A 19,030-nucleotide genomic window follows, 5' to 3' on the forward strand; every position below is an offset into this window, starting at 1 on the left:
ACAGACTTTATACCAATAAATAGCGGAAACGTCAATTACAATAATGATTGTAAAAATAAATTTATTTCATTATTAAGCCAATTCCTCGCTTGCGGAGATAATAAATCATAAATTTTAGCTCTAATTTTGTTATAATATTCCTTGATATAGTTTATTTCATCAATATTGAGTAGTTTCATATCAATCAATTTACTAGCATAAGGCACTAGGCTTAAGGTCTCAAACTCAAGCCATCCATTATTTTCTTTTACATACATTAAATTTTCGATTCTAATTCCGTATTTTCCTGGAATATAAAATCCAGGCTCATTAGATAAGATCATACCTGCTTTAAGTATTGTTTTATTACGAAGATTTATGCTTTGCGGTCCTTCATGAACGCTTAAGAAGCTCCCTACCCCATGACCCGTACCGTGCGGATAATCTAGCATTTCTTGCCATAAATATTGCCGAGCTAGTATATCAAGATTAGCTCCTGTAACGATATTTTTAGGGAATTTGGTTTTAGCTAAAGCAATATGTCCTTTAAGTACTTGCGTATAACGCTTTTTCTGCTCATCATTCGGCGTACCTATCACTATTGTTCGAGTTATATCGGTAGTAGCACCTTGGTACTGACCCCCGGAATCTATTAGTAATATCCCCTGCCCTATAATTTTTTTAGCAGTTTTTTGATCAGCTCTATAATGAATAATGGCACTATTCTCCTGAAATCCACAAATAGCAGGAAAACTATCTGAAACATATCCCTCTTGTTTAGTTCGATATTCTGTAAGCCTTAAACCAAGGGTGTGTTCGGTTATAGTCTTTGTCACCCCGTGGCTTGACCACGGGATCCAGTTAAAAATACTAAAATTATTAGTATTTTTTATTGTTTTTATGGACCCCGTGGTCAAGCCACGGGGTGACACGGTGGATTTTACCGGTCCACGCAACAATGCCTCCTCGATACTTTTATCCAAATCAGCAAAAAACTCACATAAAGCTACTGCATCTTTAATATGAAAATCGATTGCATGCTTAATTTCTACATCGTTCTTACAAGCTTTAAGCATTAAACACGGATCGGTAATTTTTTGTACTTTTTTATCAGCTACTAAGTCCATTATATGAACAGAGGCTATAGTATCATCAATAAAAATATTTTCGCTATCTCTTAAAACATTTTCAAATTCTTCTTCCGGTAAAATCGTTATTTCAGGACGAGCATTAATAATTTCGGCATCGATTCTTGTAGGATTTATAAACAAATATAATTGTGTAGAAGTGAGTATAACTTTTGCAAACATTAAAGGCGTATAAGTAACGTCACTAGCCCGCAAATTTAGTAACCAACATATGGAGGAGCTATCGAGAATAACTAAGGCAGATTGCTCGGTGTCATCCCGCGGCTTGACCGCGGGATCCAAAAAACAATTATTATTAGATCCCGCGGTCAAGCCGCGGGATGACAATGCAATTTCACGACATTTACTTATTTTATCAGTATGACTAACGCCCACAAACTTAATATCATGCAAATAAACTTTAGAGTTTGGCTCTAGCAACTGATTTTGCCAAATCTTATCAACTAAATTTCCGTTAATTTTCTGAAAGTTGAACTTTAAATTTGATATAGCGGGATAAGTAAATAATTCAGAATCGTATCCTATTTTTGCATCTTTACCAAACTTAGATATATCTTTTAAGTCAAAAATCTTAAAAAACTCTAAATCCAGCTCTTTACTTGCTTGCTCTAAATAACGTCCGTCAGTAAAAAATAATGCTGTATCTTTATATATAATAGCTATACCGTTTGAACCAGTAAAACCTGTTATATATTCAAGTCTCTTTGCGTAGCTTGGAACATATTCACTCATATATTTATCGTTAGACGGAATTATATAACCGTCTATATCATATTCTGTGAATAAATTTCTAAGTAGATTAATACGGATTTTTGTCATGTTTATATCTCTTATGTCGTTCTCTTGCCTGCTTGGAGGCTGAGCCGTCATTGCGAGGAAATTACTTAAGTAATTGACGAAGCAATCCAGTTAAAAAATTCTGATTTACAGAATTTTTTTATTATTTTTTCTAGATTGCCACGCTCCTTGCAGTCGCTCGCAATGACGATTAGGTGTCTACGCAACAATGCCTTCTCGCAATGACGGCTCAGCATCCACCTAGGCAACGCTCATAGACGGGAATGACATTTATATACTCCGAGTAAATGAAAAATTGGTAGACGAAGGTCAATTTCAAAAAGAGTAATCGGTCTGTAAGGCGAGGAACGGAAGCCGTTACTTAATACGTGAGTACCGCAGAACTTGCTAGACGACGACGCCAATTTTTGAAATTCACCGAGTATACCATCCATAATATAAAGGAATACCGAGAATAGTAAAGGAGCTAGCTATAATTAGAGTTTTAACAGGTGTTTCATAGATAACCCAAGCACAAAAGATAATCGATATTATGGCTATAAGTAAATAATAATAAGAAAAATTTTCTTTTGAACTAAGAATTACTTTTAAAAATGCTAAGCTACAAATTAAATAGACGAATAAGAATGTTATTGCCGAGAAATCTATTATTTGTGTAATCTGTTTGGCAAAATTATCATTTGCCGTAAAGATTAATAACGGCACAATGCCAAGGCAGCTTACAATAATTCCGTGAGTTGGAGCGTTATTGCTATTTTTCTTAGCAAAAAATTTCGGTAATAACCCGTCTTCTGCAAGTCCTAGAGCAATTTGTCCGCTAGTTAGTACCCAAGCATTGAGTGTACCTATACATATAATCGAGGCTATAACCGTAATTACGCTTGACCATTTACCCCCGAATAATAATGAAGCGGCATCGGCATAAGGAGCTTTAGAACTAATAAGTTCAGAAGCAGGGATTAATCCCATTATACCTACGCTATTGATAATATATAAAACTGCTACGCAGAAAGTTCCAACTATTATGGCTCTTGGAATGGTTTTTGCCGGATCTTTTACCGCTCCTGCTGTAGTAGTTGCACATTCTACTCCGATAAATCCCCAAAAAGTAAGAAGTGCAACTCTTCCCATAATACTCGGAATGCTTAAACTTTCTACTTCTTCAGCTATAGTTATATTATCTATATTAAAATGAGATAATGCACATAAACCTACTACAAGCAGCGGAACAAATTTTAAGAGAGTCAAATAAAACTCTGCTTTTCCTGCTACTTCAGGACCTTTTAAATTTAAAACCGTAATAGCAGCTAATAATATTATCTGTAATGTTAAATCCAAAATCGCTTGTGGTTTAAAAAAAGGTGTTAGATAACCTATTGCAGAGATAACAACTATACTTGTACTGACGAAGGATATAACCCAGTAAGTCCAGCCGATAAAGAAAGCTATCTTATCCCCGAAACTTTCCCGTACATAAACGTGCGGACCGCCTGTTTTAGGAAATTTTGCACAAAGGGTAGAAAATACAAGTGCTATACTCATAGCACCGAATAATGAAAGTACCCAGCCCCAAATGCTGTATATACCGAATGGTGCTAAACTTAACGGCAATATAAAAACGCTAGTACCGATTTGACTGCCGGTTACTAAGGCAAAAACCGCCCAGAAACCTAATTTTTGTGACATATTAATCTAATTTAAAGAAACAGCTTTAAAATAGCTGAAATAATGATTTTTAGCAATAGTTAAAACTACTATAATTATTTTACTCTTTTTAAGCTATCAAAAATAATCTGGGTAATTAATCAAGTGGGATTTGTAATCTACCCCTATCATGAATCCATCAATTTACCTATATATCCAGCTGATTACCTAAAAAACAATTACCATTAGGGTTTTCATAGAATACAATTTCATTATTTTTTGCAAGCTTTCAATGTTAGGTGAAGGATAAGAGAATATTTTATTATAAATCCAGTTAAACATATTTTAAAACCTTTATTGATTTTAAAGTGTTATACGCTAAAAGATTTGCCGCAGCCGCAATTAGCTTTTTCGTTGGGATTGGTGAAAGTGAATTGGGATTTGAATTTAGTCTCTACATAGTCCATTTCAGAACCTAGAATATACATTAATGCTTTAGGGTCGATTAGTATCCGTACGCCCTTTTCTTCAACTATTTCATCGAATTGATTTTTACTATCGGCATATTCAACGTAATAAGTCTGACCAGCACAACCACCTGACTTAACCCCTACCCTAATACCAAAGGTAGGCTTGGCTCGTTTTTCTATTAGCAATTTTACTTGCTTTGCAGCAGAATCGGTTAATGAAATAACATTTTTCATGTTTTTTAAGAGTCTTTTTTCTGTTTGTAATCGGCTATAGCTGCCTTTATTGCATCTTCAGCAAGTAGTGAGCAATGTAATTTTACCGGTGGAAGTGACAATTCTTTTGCTATTTCGGTATTTTTAATAGTCTCGGCATCTTCTACCGATCTTCCTTTAACCCACTCCGTTACTAAAGAACTTGAAGCAATAGCTGAACCGCAGCCGAATGTTTTAAATTTAGCATCTGTAATAATCCCGTCATCATCAACTTCGATTTGTAACTTCATAACGTCACCACAAGCAGGAGCTCCAACTAGTCCCGTCCCGACATTTTTATTTTCTTTATCAAGCGATCCAACATTACGAGGATTTTCATAATAATCTATCACTTTTTTGCTATAAGCCATTGTTATTCTCTAAAATTTGGTTTTGTATGTTATACTTGCGTGAATACCCGAGCCGTCATTGCGAAGAAAAACTACAAGTTTTGACGAAGCAATCTCAGGATATTTGACGAGATTGCCACGCAGCCTACGGCTGCTCGCAATGACGATATTCTCAATGTACAGCCCATTTAATCTTTTTCAAATCAATCCCCTCTTGCATCATTTCCCAAAGAGGGCTTAATTCCCTTAGTTTATCGATTTTTGAGCATATTAAATTTACTGCGTAGTCAACTTCCTGCTCGGTAGTAAATCTACCTATGCCGAACCTGATTGAAGTATGGGAAAGCTCTTCACCGATTCCCATGGAACGTAAAACATATGACGGCTCTAAAGAGGCAGAAGTACAAGCAGAACCGGAGGAAACCGCTAAATCTTTAATGGCAAGGATAATTGATTCTCCTTCAACTCCGGCAAAGCTTAAATTTAAATTACCTTTATATCTTTGATTTTTATCACCGTTTAAATAAACTTCTGAAATTCGGCTATGTATATTATTTAAAAATCTGTCGAATAAGTAATTTACATGCTTAGTATCTTTTTCCATCTCACTATACGCTATTTCAGCAGCCATGCCAAGCCCTACGATTAAAGGAGTCGGTAACGTACCCGAACGCATACCTCTCTCCTGCCCGCCACCGTTTATAAGCGGCGTAACACGCACACGAGGTTTTTTCCTTACATATAAGGCCCCTATTCCTTTCGGACCGTAAATTTTATGTCCTGAGATACTGGCAAGATCAATATTAAACTCGTTAACGTCAATTGGAATTTTACCAAAACCTTGAGCAATATCGGAATGAAAGAAAACGCCTCTTTCACAACAAATTTTCCCGATTTCCTTTAAAGGCTGAACAACACCTATTTCATTATTAACTGCCATAACTGAAACTAACATAGTCTGATCGGTAATAGCTTCTTTTAATATTTCTAAATCGATTATTCCATTTGGTTTAATCGGTAAGTATGTGATTTTTATACCTTCTTGCTCTAAATGCCTGCAAGCGTCAAGTACGCATTTATGTTCACTAACTATAGTAATAATGTGATTCTTTTTATTGCCGTAAAATTTTGCTATTCCCTTTATTGCAAGGTTATTAGATTCGGTTGCACCAGAGGTAAAAATAATTTCTTTAGTATCCGCTCCTATTAACCTTGCTACCCTACTTCTTGCCTCTTCAACGGCGTTTTCTGCTTCCCAGCCGAAAGAATGGCTACGTGAATGAGGATTCCCGAACTTGGTAGTAAAATAGGGCAACATTGCTTCCATTACCCTTGGATCTAGTGGCGTTGTTGCCTGATAATCCATATATATCGGTAAGGTTAAATTGTTTAATTGTGGGTTCATATGGTTACAAATGTTAAATAGTTTGTTTTTCGTCACCCCGTGGCTTGACCACGGGGTTCAGTCTTTTTTTATTTTTTATGGATTCCCGCCTATGCGGGAATGACATCGTAAATCTCCTCAAAAGCTTCTATAAAAGTTTCTATATCACTTACCGTATTAGTATGACTTAAAGATATCCTAATCGAAGATTTTGCTTCTTCTTCATTCATACCCATATTGGTTAATACGTGTGATTTAGATATTTTTCCCGATGAACAAGTAGAGCCGGAACTTACGCAAATATTACGTAAATCAAACCCGATTAATTTCACTTGTGCATCCGTATTCGGTATAGTAATTAAGGTAGTATTAGGTAATCTCGCTACGCTATTACTAACAATATTTACGTTTGGATATTCTTTTAATTTTTTCTCTAAAACTTCCTGTAAGCTTTTGATTTTTATATATTTTTCTGAGATATCTTTTGTTGTTAATTCAGCTGCCAAACCAAGCCCTGCAATAGCTAAAACATTTTCAGTGCCTGAGCGTACTGATTTTTCCTGCCCTCCTCCTATAATCATTGGAGTAACTTGAAAGTCAGAGTTAGAGATTAAAGCAGCACCACCCTGCCCCCCTCCTATTTTATGCCCTGAAATCGTCACAAAATCTAAACCTAACTCCTTGATATTTATGGGTATTCTGCCAAAACTTTGCACTAAATCACTATGAAATCTTGCATCATACTTTTTAGTTATTTCACTTATTTTGGTTATATCTTGCAAAACTCCACTTTCATTATTAGCCATCATTACGGAAACTAGTTTTTTACTAGTATTACTCTGAGATAACAACTCTTCTAGATGTTCTAAATCAACTAGCCCTTGCGTATTAACTCTTATAACTTTAATATTTGGAGCGTAGTTTATACGGTTATAGATCGATAAATGTTCAATAGCTGAAATAAAAATATCGCCGTCATAAAAATTTTTCATTATTAAATTATTACTTTCAGTTCCCGATGACGTAAAGGTAATATCATATTCTCTAGATGATAAGGTTATACCAAGAGCCGCCGCTATTTGCGAACGTGCCGTTTCTATGATATTCTTAGCAAATCTACCTAAACTATGTGCTGATGAAGGGTTAAGCTCCTTGTCCATCAAACTTATTATGAATTCCTTAACTTTAGGGTCGATAGAAGTAGTAGCATTATGGTCTAAATATATCATATATTTAAATAATACTTAGCTCTAAAGCATCCTTAATGGATATATTTTCAAAATAATCTCTAACATGCTTCCCAAGACCTTTCCATAATTTATGCGAATTACATTTTATTGTATCAGGTACGCAAGTTTTAACTGATTTCTTATAGCAGGTAGTCATTATAAAATTTTCGTTAACGGCGTCCATAATATCAGAAATTTTTATTTCTTCTAAGTTACCTATTAAAATATACCCACCTTTCGATCCTCTAATAGCCTTAACTAGATCAGCTTTTTTAAGTTTAGAAAATATCTGCTCTAAATAGTTAAGCGATATATTTTGTTTTACGGAAATTTCATTCAAAGTGACCGGTTCAGCACTTGATTTTAAAGCCATTTCAAGTATTGCCATTACGGCATATCTTCCTTTCGTCGTCAGCATCATATAACCAACCTATTAAAACTTAAAATTGTTTTATATCTACAATACCCAAGTAATTTAGTCAAGTATATAATTATATTATTTAATAAAAAATTAGCTTGTTAATATAAACTATTATAGTTATGACAAAAAACATCTATATTTTAGGCAAATTAAAGATTTTATTTTATTTAATTATTTGTTTTGAATTAACTTCATGTATAATAACTCCTGAATCTCCTCGCTATCATCCAACAGTAATAAGTTTTACACCAGCAAGCGTAGTTATAAATTACTCTTTAAATGATTTACAAGAAGCTACAAACCTTGCTCAGCAATTTTGTAGCACAATAAATAAAGATGCACAATATACAGGAACACAATATATAAAAATTGCTGAAGCTGGATTTTTTTCAAATGAGATTCAAGCTCATCATGCTTTCTTTAATTGTGTAGGGTCTGGGAGAAGTAGAAAAGATGGTCAAAGTATCATAAATAATTTTAAATAAATTCTTCCTTATATATAACTCGACAGGCTCTTGTTAATTTGCCAAATAGCGACAAATACTAAACAAGTTGTAAACATTTGTAGTAGCTGTAATAATATGCTTAATTCCGGTATTAATATAATAATAACCGGTTGTAATATTATCGGGACTCCGCTTGAAAACATTACTAACCTTATAGAAGTTTGTATTGAAGTTTTAGTAGTAAGTAAATTAGCTAAGCTATATACTAACAAAACTATAATACTTCTCTCTAATAAGAATGTTACGAACCAAAATAATATAATAGCCGGCATACCGAAATAAATAAATAAATTTGATGCATATAATAAATTATCAGCAAAATATTTTTTTATTATTTCAGGAGTTAAAATTACTTCATTTTGTTTGAATATCTCAGAATAGTTAGCAGTATTTGGGAAATTTTTCTTAGTATTGGCTACAATTAAATTTATCTTCAGCTTATTCTCTTCAAGTACAAACGGTATTTTGCTTTTTTCTTTATTAGAAACTTGATTTTTTGTATCAATGACGACTATTTTATTGTTATTTTTACTATATAAATATATAGGCTCTACTTCTTCAACTGAAATTTTTGAATTATTATATTTAATTTCCGGTAATTGATTGATAATATATTCAATGTTGTCTGTAACTTTTGATGATTGTATTCCGTTAAAATAATCTTTTAAAGTTATTATGTAATTTAATATAAAAATACAATAAATTATTGACGGAATAAAAGATACGGTAAATAAATATCTTATTCCGTATCCTTGATAGTTTATATATACGTCTTTATAAAACTCTATAGAGCTAATTGATAAACGTAATTGACGGAGTAATGCATTTAATCCTCCTAATATAAATGATACTAAATACATATATGAGTAATTTATTTAAGTTTCTCACCCTCTTCCTTCTTTAATCCGGTTGAGGTAGCTATTAAGTCAGTTTTTTACCGGCTTTGATTAAATTTTTGGCTATATTAATTGTGATTTAAGTATTTTTTCTATTTCTATTATATCATTTTGACCAAATTTGGTCAAAGTGTAGAATAAAATTAACTCTATTTTGTATGCCATTATAAAACACTAAAGGATATATGAAAGGAAATTTTTTGTTTTTTATTACTTTCATATGATATTCATCAATATTTAACATATACCTAAATAACCAAAAAGCCATATAATATAATAGTATATGACACGAGGTTGTATCAAAGAGTTGTTTCCGCTAGGCAGGAAACCATCTATGTCACTAGATGAATCTAAGGGTATGAAAAAGAGCTACCCTGACAATGTGACAAAATACTCTTAAGCATAGGGAAAATCTCATGAAAGCAATTCCTTTTTAATAATCACAATCAGATAAGTTGCTAGATAGCCAATATGATAAAGATATCTGACCCTTAATGAAAGAAGCCCGAGAAGTTATCAAGATGAATATCGCATCAACAACTGTAGAATTAATACGCCAGTTAAACTCTAAGTTTATAAGAAATATTTTGAAAAGCGTGAGCCGACTCAAAAGAAACTCATCACATGTGCATTGGGTTCATAATAAAACACTCCATTGAATGGGAGTAAGGTGACACGCAACCAAATGGGTCTAACAAGGCTTGAGCCGTGTGCGTGGAAACCAGCATACACGATTCTTAGGAGAGTGGCAATTGCTGCTTATTTGATTTTGCATTTATTGGGTGTCAGAAGAGATTAACATTAGACAATATTACTATTTTCACCCTTTTCATCCTGCATGTAAAAATCGTTTTTTTCATTCAATATATCATCACGGTTTGTATATAAAGATTCGATAAATAAAATAGAGTCCTTTAAAGCTAGTTGCACGGCTATATTATCCTTATCATGTCTTGCTATAGCTTTAGGAAGCTCCAATTCTTTAACTACATTACCTAATTTTTTTATATTAGCTCGAAATTTAGTGGAATAAGAATTTGATACAGGTATTTTGGGGGGATTTATTATTTCCTCTCTACGTTCTTGTGTTTTAATAATAGCTATTTTCTTTAAGTTATCGTCTAAATCTTCCATTCCAATTGTATTGCGAATAATATCGTTTATACTAATTGTTTTATTTTCCTATTTTCTTACGCCTTGCTTCGATTATGTTGTAAACCCCATCTAAAAAACTTTTTATTGTTAAATCCAAACTTTTTACAAATATTTTAATTATAGCTTCTTCCTCTATAGTATTATTTTTAAATATTTTAGCCTCAGCAATTTGAAAATCTAGTATAATAGTTCCTGTAGTACAATAGAAAGTGTAATAATAATTGTAAAATAAGATGTTTTAATTTTTCAATTTCTCTAAAGACTTCTGCTTTTTTTGTTCCACTATCTTTTAGTGTTTTATTGTGGCTATCTATCTTAATTTCATGGGTATCTAATCTTTTATTTGCTCCGACATCTAGTAATTTAAAATTACTGGTTTCCAACCTTATTTTCGCATCTTGAATTATTTCGGTTGCAAACTTCAGCTTACTACTATGTTTAAATATTTGTTTTTCTTCTTCAGGATTAAGCTTTTCATTCTTAACAAAGCAATCAAATTGTTCTTGGTATTCTAATTCGTTAAATAGTTGCCCTCTTAGTTCTTTGCTAATTTCTGCCGGATAAATAGTGGCTATTTTCTTTAAATTATCCTCACCAAATTTATATATTAGATGATCACCGAAAATACTTCTTTTTTCTAACAACATTACGAACTTATCTTTATTATCACCTGCATAAGATAAAAGATATTTTTCAGTAGAAAGTTTGGTATTTTCATTTGTAATACTACTTACGTAATTAATATCACTTGCCGCTATTTTAAGAGCTAAACCTTTGTTCAGGAATAAAGGTTTATGCGTTTTATATTGTTCTGCAACGGATCATCTGTTTCCACAAGTAATTTAGTTGCAAACTCCTCTAAACTTACTATTTTGCTTGCTGAATTATCGGTTGTAAATATTTCATAGTTTCTACCTTCAAATATTATCTTACTTTCCATTCCCTGTTCTTTATTAACCGATACCGTAAAAGTAAAATTATATTTCTGTATACAATTTAAAATAAACTTACTCTCTAACTCATTTATCACACCGCTTTTTAATATGCTTTTACATATTTCTTTTAAAAAGATTTGCGTTTCCTTATATTCGGTAATTCGTTAAAACTCGCAGTAAACCATTCTATTACTTTAGGATTCTTACTTTTCTCATATTCTTGAGTAAGATGGTGGGTTATTTTGTGTAGGGTGGTTTTGGCTTCGGTGTATAAATTCTCACCAATTTCTTGATCTTTAGTTAACTTAGCTACTTTAAATAGTTCACTAATCTGTTTATAACTTATTTGATTAAGAGGTATTATATTTGTTATTTCAATTAAACTCCGGGCAAACCTATATTTGATCTCATTATGATACTTAGGATTGTTAAGTATTTCTTTCAATGCTTCAAATACTTCTTCTACTAAATTGAATTTTATTCTTATTATCTCAATTAAACTATCAGCAATGTCAAGCTTAACATGATATGTACCTCTTTCAATATACTAAATATTTCTTCATATAAGCTAGGTTTTATCAATTAAATTCTTAAGAGCTGTATCCTTTTTAAAATATTTTCAGGATCAGGATCTTTAAGCACCTCTTTTATTGCAGTAAATGCTTCTTCTTGGGCATTGCTTTTATTACTTCAGGTAAACTATCAGCAGCTAGGTTCTTAACATAATGATTAGGATCAGCAAATAGCTTTTTCAATTCTTTAAATTGTTCACTTGCTAGATTAGATTTTGCTTTTACTATCTCAATCAGACCATCAGCAATCTGAAATTTTTCAGGATCAAGAAGATCATCTTTAATATCTGCAGTAGGAAGCAATTCTCGAACTCTTTTAAATGCTTGTGGCACTAAACCAGGTAGTGCCTTTACTATACCGACTAAACTTTCAACAATTAAAAGCTTATCATCCAATTTTTTTACATGATTCAATACTTTTTTATTTAAGTCAGGCATAACATTAATTATTTTGATCAATGTTATATTTACATATTCATTTAATACCCAAGTATCCAATAATGATACTATCTCTCCTATGCTTTTTCTTATTACCATCTCATCTATCGTCTCATCTAATATTTGTAGTACTATTTTCTGTAATTGCGTATCATCAACTTTTAATAAACCGATTAATCTTTCATAAACTTTTGTTTTACTACCCCATACATTTTTATTTGTTAAGTCTGTGATTATTTCTATAGCTGCTTTTAATTCTTGAAGTTTAGAGTTTTTCTGTTGTAATTTCTCATTTACTGTTTTAATTATGTCTTCTGATAAATATCCGCTTTCTATTATATGTTGTTCCCAAATTGTAATATCTTTTAATACGGTATCGTCTATTAAATTTTGGATTTGTTTTAAATTCGGTATTCTGTTATCAAATTTCCCATTGATTTTGCTTTGAGTTAGTAGGTGCATTAATAATATAATCTTTCTTTCAATCCCTAGCTCCAATATTCCGTCAACATTACATGTTACGGCTTCCCAAAATATTTCTGTTAATTCTTGATTACTATCATTATTTACTATCCCTGCTAAAAACTTCAGAGTCATTAGATATTTTGGCTTGTTTCTATGCTCCCCGATAAAACTTGCTGTTTTGTATTATTATCTGCTAACTGATTTTTTAAATAACATGCAGCTAGATATTCTTGAAATGTTAAATGAATAAATTGATGATTTAGATTTATTATGCTTTCGCCTGTTTCTTCTGCTTTAAGCAATCCAAGCTTATTTATTTTTTCTATATTAAGAGTTTTGAAATTCTTATCGTCTAACTTTGCTTTTATTAATTGATGTGTTACTAGCTTCCCTGTATTTACCAAAGCTTCAAAAGCTATTTCTTGTAAGAACTGCAATTCAGGTGTAGATAATATTTGTCCGTCGGTAATATTTACTATTCTTTCATTTTCAAATTTCTGAAAATATTTTTTTCCAAGCCATATTACTACTTCATGATATAATTGACTTATATTAAAATCTTCTTGGTTATTTTTTTGAAATTTATCTCGTATGTCTTTATCTTCCCAAACTAAACATATTAATGCCGTATTGATAGGAACTTCACTATCTCTTTTATTTGGTTATTAACTGCTAAAAAGCTTTTTAACTGCACTCCAAACTCTTTATCCTTATCATTCTCAAAATTTTTATTTATATATTTCTCTATTCCCTCCGTATCCCAGCCTGTGCTTTCTACTTTCCGCTCAAACTGACTACTCATCTCCTCTACAACCGCATTAGGTCTAGAACTCATTATTACATTTTTATATTCTGATACTTTATCTATTATGTCTTGAAAATCATTTCTATTAGACATATTTAAATGTGCTACTTCATCATAACCGTCTAGCAACAATAAAACCTTATCTTTTTGTTTTTCCTCAATACTTAATATATCTTTCAGTAGTTGTATTTTTTCTGATTTTGAAAATTTTGCACTATGCGTTAAACAGTAATGAACGAAACAACCGACTTTATCTTGACGTAACTCACTAGGTTCATATTCTCTGCTCCAACTTTCATTTAATAGCTCTTTTAACTTAACTCTAAATACATAATCAAACTTATCATTCCACAACTGCCCTTTCCCCCATTTATAGGATATATTATGCAATAACGTTGTTTTTCCAACTCCTGCACCGCCTAATAATAATATTTTCCCTATATCTGCTTGGATTCTGTTTATTGATTCAATTATATCTTTTATTTCTTCTATATTATTTTTACCTAATTCCTTATGTACTAGATTAATCTTATTATTTTCTTCTTTTTCGGTATTTATTATATCTATGATTCTTTTTATTTTTTCTGAATCATCTTTATCATTCTTATTAGCCGATTCTTTACTAAGTAACTCTTTTATCTTTTTTTCTATATCCACAGCTTTAAAGATATTCTCTATTTCTACTAGTTTCTTTTCTCCCGCAACTTTATCACGTAATGCTGCTTTCCCCGTTTCACCATCTTCATTTAGTAATATCTGTAACTTAACATAGTACTCATCTAAAGATTGGGCTTTAATTTTCTTATCTTCTATTAGCTTTGGTAAAGTATCTTGGGAATTATATAAGACTTTTAACTTTTCAGTTAATGATTTGTTGACTGTTGTATTTTGATTAGGCTCGTTTTTTCCTGTCATAATTAACCTTTATTTTATCAAAAACTCAATTGTTAAAAGAAAATCTAGAGCCTAATTAGATTAAATTAAAACAGTTATCAATAAGTTGTGAAACTTAAAACTTTTTCAAGTAATTTAAAAATTAATTAATAATTTATTTTTTTATTTATTGCAACTATTAATTATTCATGTATAAGAAATTATACACTCAACAAAATTAGCATTTATAGTTATGAAATATAAAAGTATGAAACGAATATCTAAAATATTAGCCATAGGGATTTTAATAACCGGTAATAATATATTTGCACAGGATACGAAGTCTGCTAAAGAATAAGGACATGTAATATGTTATTAAAGAATATTCTACTTTTGGGTAAGAGTCCAAAGCGATTAGTAGAGGAGTATTGTAAGTAGATGAATTAGTCAGTAATATAATTTTACGAAGAAAATAATTTTAATTAGAGGTAGTATTAAAGTTCAATATTATATATAAGTTTGTTGATAAAAAATGATTTATTTACTAATATCTATATTTCCATAAATAATATTAGTTTTATATGCTACTGCTACTTCCTGAAATAACTTTGACTTTAATAGCACTTTTAGGGCAGTTTTTTGCCGTAATTATACCAAATAAAAATAGAATTATTTCTAATATCATTATTTTATTATGCATATTATCAATTTTTCTTACCTTTAAGTACTCAAGCTATGAAGGAGTATGGCACTTATTTGCTACCGAAATAAATATCGGTATTAGTAAAAGCATAGTGCTACTATTCACTATTATCTCCATGATTATATACCGTGATTACTCTATTCTTGTTGCTGAGGAATTAAAGTTTGAATTTATTACTTTAATGTTATTATCGGTCGTAGGTATTTTTGTTGCAATTTCATCACGGAATTTTCTATTATTATTCTGCGGTATGGAGCTTACTGCTTTAACTTCATATGCACTTGCAGGATTCAAATTAAATGATATTAAATCATCGGAAGGTGCTTTAAAATATTTTATCTTAGGTAGTTTAGTTAGTTGTTTATCATTATTCGGTATTTCTTTTATATACGGATTCGGCGGAAGCCTACAATTTGAGGATATCTTATATAAACTAAATGATAATTTTGGGATGGATCTTGGTTTAATAATCGGTATTGTATTATTTTTAAGTAGTATTTTCTTTAAACTCTCAAGCGTTCCACTTCATTTTTGGGTCCCTGACGTATATGAAGGATCACCGATTACTTCGGTTACTTATTTCACCGCTGCCTCAAAAATAGGTATGGTTATTGTTTTATTAAATATCAGCAAATTAATCATAGGTAACTACTACCCTATTAATTATAATTTAATAAAGATAATTGCTATATTATCTATGCTGTTTGGAGCTTTTGGAGCTATTCGTCAAACTTCTCTAAAAAGATTAATGGCTTATAGTACTATTTTAAATATCGGTTATGTATTAATCGGCGTTCTTCTGCATAATCAAGAAGGATATAAAGCAGCTTTACTATATATTCTAATATATGCGGTAGGAAGTATAGGATTTTTTACTTGCTTAATCATGCTGCTCGGTAAAGACACTGATAAAGCTAGTTTTAAAACTATACAAGGAATTGCAGAGAACCATAAAACTATAGCTGCCGTAATTAGCATAGTTATGTTTTCAATGATTGGAATCCCTCCTCTTACAGGATTTTTCGGTAAATATTACCTTTTTTACCAAGCAATTAATCAAGAAGAATTCGCATTAGCTTATTGTGGTATTTTTACCAGCGTAGTTGCTGCTTTTTATTATCTTAAAGTAGTAAAAGCTATGTATTTTTCTAAAAAGATTGAGATAATTAAGCTTCCTATGCAATATGGGCTTTTACTGATTAATTACTTAGTTGTAGGCTTCTTGTTGCTTGGTTCATTTATTATCTTGTTTTAGATGGTGTAGACTTTTTATTAACAACACTAGCCGCAGTAGTTTTAGTAGGCTTCATAACCTTTTCTTTTAGATTCTTTATATGTTTTAGATCTTCTTCATCTAATTTTAATAAATCTTGGTCTTTCTGTTTAGCTTTTTTAGCTAGACCTAATTGACTTGGAGTAACACTAACAATATCATCCGTTCCGACTTCTTTTTTGAATTTTTCTAGAGCGTCTACATATTCTCTGTTTGCGTCTATATTTGTCTTTACTGATTTTTGTTTTGATTCTTTCTTTATTTTATCAGAAGAATCAGCTAAATTTCTTTCATCTTTAATATCTTCATTTAAACTTTTTATTGTCTTTATTAAATGTTTTTTCGCACTATCTCTAATACCAAGTATTTCTAAAATTCTTACAAAATTAGTAGTAACTTTATTTCTTAATTTAAGTTTTTGTCCCCCTTTTTTTCTTTCTTCATAATTAAGAATTTTCTCAAAATAATCAGGATATTCTTTCATTAATGTTTTTAATCCTTGCTCTTTCACTTCGTAATAAGGAAAACTATATTTTTTAGAAATTAAACTATTTACTTTAATTTCTAAGCCGTATTCCTTTAAGGATTCTTGCCTTTTTTTCATTGTATCTATTAAACTAGCCTTAATTTCTTCAGGCGTTATTTCTTTAGATTTTTTATTATTAAATTTCTTTGGCATCACTTGTTTTGCAAATTCTGCAATTGCTTCATTACTATAATATTTAGTTAATTCATCAAAACTTTTATCAACAGTTTTGCTTAAATCAATTTTAGAAACTGCAAGTAAGCTATCGGCAAAATTAGGATTTTTTGTTCTTAAATTAGAAGGAAATTCTCTAAAATGGTTAGTGGGACCGAATCCAGGCAAATGTTTGGCTCTTGAATGCGGATAGATATTATTTGTTAAATTATCAAAACTACCGGCAAAATCAATTCTTACTAATTTAGGTAAAGTTTTTGGATTTTTTTGATCTCTGATAACTCCTATATTTCCAACATGTACATCAAAATCGCCGATCAATAAACTTGCCGGCATAATGTTTTCAAAGTTCTGATACTTAATTTCCTTAAAAGCATTTTCTAAGGTTCTAAATAATTTATTTCTAGCCCCCATAAAAAGTGGTCTACCGCCGTCCTTTCTAAACCAAGAACTCGGTTTAGTTTTAGCAGACATATGTTTATCCATGTCCACATACATATCGCTACTATAATTCTTAAAAAATTCAGATTTGACATATATTTGCGAATCAACAGCTTTAGATTTATTAAAATCATCAGGAGCAATTAAATTAACCTTTGCTCCATTTCCGGGACTTATAGCTTCAAAAATTTGAGATCCTAAAAACTCGGCTATATTTTTTGAGCTTGAAACCTCTTTTTTTATCATCGCCGTAATTTTACCGTCTGAGCTTTGATATACGCCGCCATGCTCTCCTACTTCATTAGCTCCGCCTCCTTTAGACTTTAAAAAATTCCAACCTTTAAATACTGATTTCTTATTTTGAGTCATCCTCGCCTCTTTATAATGATTTACATAAAATTGATAATTTTGATATAATTATAAAATATATTATTTATTTTATATCAAGGATAGAAGCCGTTTTCTACTTAATTTTATTGTTCTTTAATATTTCAGCTACTTCAAGAGCTGCATAGGTAAATATACCTGTTGCACCGGCACGTCTAAAACTAATTAATGACTCCATCAAAGCTCTCTCCCAATCAATCGCCCCCGCTTCTGCTGCAAATTTTAACATTGCATATTCTCCGCTAACCTGATATGCAAAAATTTTAGCATTAAAATTATTTGCCGCTTCACGAATAACATCCAAAAACGGCATACCAGGCTTCACCATAACCATATCGGCTCCCTCTGCTATATCATGCTCAATTTCAAGCATTGCTTCCTTAATATTACGCACATCCATTTGATAGCTTGATTTATCTAAATAATTCTTTTGAGTGCTTCTAACTGCCTCACGAAACGGACCATAAAAGCTTGAAGCATATTTAGCGGCATAAGCAAGAATTCCAACATTTATAAACCCCTCTTTGTCAAGATATTCCCTTATTGCCCCAATTCTTCCATCCATCATATCAGAAGGTGCAACAATATCTGCTCCGGCTTTTGCTAGTACTAATGCTTGATTACACAAGGCTCTTACTGATTTATCATTATCAACTTTCCCGTGATACACAATACCGTCATGACCATGCGTAGTATAAGGATCAAATGCTACATCGCATATTATACCGATATCAATATTAGCGTTTTTGATGCTTCCAATAGTTCTACATATCAAATTATCTAAATTATAAGCCTCGTCGGCATTTTCGCTTTTTAGACTTTGATCAATACTAGGAAATAATGCAATAGCATTAATACCAAGCTCTGCTGCTTCTTTTGCCGTTTCTACTATTTGATCAATCGATAAACGATATATACCGGGCATAGTCTTAATTTCTTGCCTTTCATTATGTCCTTCAACAATAAATAAAGGCAACACTAAATCACTAATTGATAAATTATTTTCAGCTATTAATTCTCTAAGCCAAAAAGCTTTTCTATTTCTTCTAAGTCTAATATGGGGGTACATAAAATTCATATCTCATTTTAGTTAATAACTTGGATTCTAATATATAACCTAACTATCTGTATAGTAAAAATATTGCATTACTACTTGCAATTTATAAAAAATTTAGGCAAACTAACGAAAATAAAAATATGGTTTAA

20 protein-coding genes and 1 pseudogene are annotated in these 19,030 nt (G+C 31.3%); 2 read left to right on the forward strand and 19 right to left on the reverse strand.

The annotated features are described in order from the left end of the window. Nucleotides 1–35: 35 nt before the first annotated feature. From MB29_RS01185 to MB29_RS01215, 8 genes and pseudogenes are all read right to left on the reverse strand, one after another. The gene (locus MB29_RS01185) at nucleotides 36–1,997 is read right to left on the reverse strand and encodes an aminopeptidase P family protein (protein WP_032138733.1); all 1,962 of its coding nucleotides are present in this window, start codon (nucleotides 1,995–1,997) and stop codon (nucleotides 36–38) included. Between the two features lie 13 nt (nucleotides 1,998–2,010). After that, nucleotides 2,011–2,099, reverse strand: a pseudogene (locus MB29_RS11165) (lytic transglycosylase domain-containing protein); the annotation flags it as partial. Between the two features lie 240 nt (nucleotides 2,100–2,339). Further along, nucleotides 2,340–3,611, reverse strand: coding sequence for an APC family permease (locus MB29_RS01190; protein WP_032138734.1), 1,272 nt, complete (start codon nucleotides 3,609–3,611; stop codon nucleotides 2,340–2,342). Between the two features lie 329 nt (nucleotides 3,612–3,940). Next, nucleotides 3,941–4,273: an iron-sulfur cluster assembly accessory protein gene (locus tag MB29_RS01195; protein WP_008579856.1), complete on the reverse strand. Its 333-nt coding sequence runs from the start codon at nucleotides 4,271–4,273 to the stop codon at nucleotides 3,941–3,943. Nucleotides 4,274–4,278: 5 nt separating this feature from the next. Further along, nucleotides 4,279–4,662 (reverse strand): Fe-S cluster assembly scaffold IscU, encoded by a 384-nt coding sequence (iscU, locus tag MB29_RS01200; RefSeq protein ID WP_032138735.1) that lies wholly within the window; start codon nucleotides 4,660–4,662, stop codon nucleotides 4,279–4,281. 151 nt (nucleotides 4,663–4,813) lie between these two features. After that, nucleotides 4,814–6,046, reverse strand: a complete 1,233-nt coding sequence (locus MB29_RS01205; RefSeq protein WP_032138736.1) for an IscS subfamily cysteine desulfurase — start codon at nucleotides 6,044–6,046, stop codon at nucleotides 4,814–4,816. A gap of 89 nt (nucleotides 6,047–6,135) precedes the next feature. Then, nucleotides 6,136–7,254, reverse strand: coding sequence for a cysteine desulfurase family protein (locus MB29_RS01210; RefSeq protein ID WP_032138737.1), 1,119 nt, complete (start codon nucleotides 7,252–7,254; stop codon nucleotides 6,136–6,138). Nucleotides 7,255–7,258: 4 nt separating this feature from the next. Continuing rightward, nucleotides 7,259–7,675 carry a Fe-S cluster assembly transcription factor gene (locus MB29_RS01215; protein WP_032138738.1) on the reverse strand — a complete coding sequence of 139 codons (417 nt, stop codon included), beginning with the start codon at nucleotides 7,673–7,675 and terminating at the stop codon, nucleotides 7,259–7,261. A 119-nt stretch (nucleotides 7,676–7,794) separates the two neighbouring features. Here MB29_RS01215 and MB29_RS01220 point away from each other — a divergent pair, with 119 nt between their 5' ends. After that, nucleotides 7,795–8,160 (forward strand): hypothetical protein, encoded by a 366-nt coding sequence (locus MB29_RS01220; protein ID WP_032138739.1) that lies wholly within the window; start codon nucleotides 7,795–7,797, stop codon nucleotides 8,158–8,160. An 8-nt stretch (nucleotides 8,161–8,168) separates the two neighbouring features. Here MB29_RS01220 and MB29_RS01225 read toward each other — a convergent pair whose 3' ends face one another. From MB29_RS01225 to MB29_RS12330, 9 genes are all read right to left on the reverse strand, one after another. Further along, nucleotides 8,169–9,041 (reverse strand): DUF1189 family protein, encoded by an 873-nt coding sequence (locus MB29_RS01225; protein WP_032138740.1) that lies wholly within the window; start codon nucleotides 9,039–9,041, stop codon nucleotides 8,169–8,171. A gap of 142 nt (nucleotides 9,042–9,183) precedes the next feature. Then, the gene (locus MB29_RS11170) at nucleotides 9,184–9,345 is read right to left on the reverse strand and encodes an Rpn family recombination-promoting nuclease/putative transposase (RefSeq protein ID WP_256377137.1); all 162 of its coding nucleotides are present in this window, start codon (nucleotides 9,343–9,345) and stop codon (nucleotides 9,184–9,186) included. Between the two features lie 533 nt (nucleotides 9,346–9,878). Beyond that, a complete protein-coding gene (locus MB29_RS07975; protein ID WP_084686701.1) occupies nucleotides 9,879–10,211 on the reverse strand; it encodes a hypothetical protein in 333 nt (110 codons plus the stop codon). Nucleotides 10,212–10,393: 182 nt separating this feature from the next. Beyond that, a complete protein-coding gene (locus MB29_RS11175) occupies nucleotides 10,394–10,879 on the reverse strand; it encodes a hypothetical protein (protein WP_032138741.1) in 486 nt (161 codons plus the stop codon). A gap of 131 nt (nucleotides 10,880–11,010) precedes the next feature. After that, nucleotides 11,011–11,262 carry a hypothetical protein gene (locus MB29_RS09000; RefSeq protein ID WP_051965274.1) on the reverse strand — a complete coding sequence of 84 codons (252 nt, stop codon included), beginning with the start codon at nucleotides 11,260–11,262 and terminating at the stop codon, nucleotides 11,011–11,013. Nucleotides 11,263–11,294: 32 nt separating this feature from the next. Beyond that, complete coding sequence (locus tag MB29_RS07980; protein ID WP_051965275.1) at nucleotides 11,295–11,612, reverse strand: hypothetical protein; 318 nt, start codon at nucleotides 11,610–11,612, stop codon at nucleotides 11,295–11,297. A 202-nt stretch (nucleotides 11,613–11,814) separates the two neighbouring features. Continuing rightward, nucleotides 11,815–12,774: a hypothetical protein gene (locus tag MB29_RS12325; RefSeq protein ID WP_233418832.1), complete on the reverse strand. Its 960-nt coding sequence runs from the start codon at nucleotides 12,772–12,774 to the stop codon at nucleotides 11,815–11,817. After that, a complete protein-coding gene (locus MB29_RS11180) occupies nucleotides 12,774–13,079 on the reverse strand; it encodes a hypothetical protein (protein ID WP_032138742.1) in 306 nt (101 codons plus the stop codon). Before MB29_RS11180 ends, MB29_RS12325 begins: the two co-directional genes overlap by 1 nt. Nucleotides 13,080–13,261: 182 nt before the next feature. Beyond that, nucleotides 13,262–14,362, reverse strand: coding sequence for an NACHT domain-containing protein (locus tag MB29_RS12330; RefSeq protein ID WP_233418833.1), 1,101 nt, complete (start codon nucleotides 14,360–14,362; stop codon nucleotides 13,262–13,264). A gap of 539 nt (nucleotides 14,363–14,901) precedes the next feature. On the opposite strand from MB29_RS12330, the gene nuoN reads away from it, so the two are divergent. Next, the gene (nuoN, locus tag MB29_RS01275) at nucleotides 14,902–16,278 is read left to right on the forward strand and encodes an NADH-quinone oxidoreductase subunit NuoN (protein WP_032138743.1); all 1,377 of its coding nucleotides are present in this window, start codon (nucleotides 14,902–14,904) and stop codon (nucleotides 16,276–16,278) included. On the opposite strand, the gene MB29_RS01280 is transcribed toward nuoN, so the two are convergent. Next, nucleotides 16,265–17,806: a hypothetical protein gene (locus MB29_RS01280; protein WP_032138744.1), complete on the reverse strand. Its 1,542-nt coding sequence runs from the start codon at nucleotides 17,804–17,806 to the stop codon at nucleotides 16,265–16,267. The genes nuoN and MB29_RS01280 overlap by 14 nt on opposite strands. Before the next feature lie 94 nt (nucleotides 17,807–17,900). Next, entirely contained in the window at nucleotides 17,901–18,893 is a 993-nt protein-coding gene (gene hemB, locus MB29_RS01285; protein WP_032138808.1) for a porphobilinogen synthase, read from the reverse strand. Nucleotides 18,894–19,030: the final 137 nt, after the last annotated feature.

Origin of the sequence: Rickettsia tamurae, from assembly GCF_000751075.1 — a bacterium.
GTDB classification, from domain to species: Bacteria; Pseudomonadota; Alphaproteobacteria; order Rickettsiales; family Rickettsiaceae; genus Rickettsia; species Rickettsia tamurae.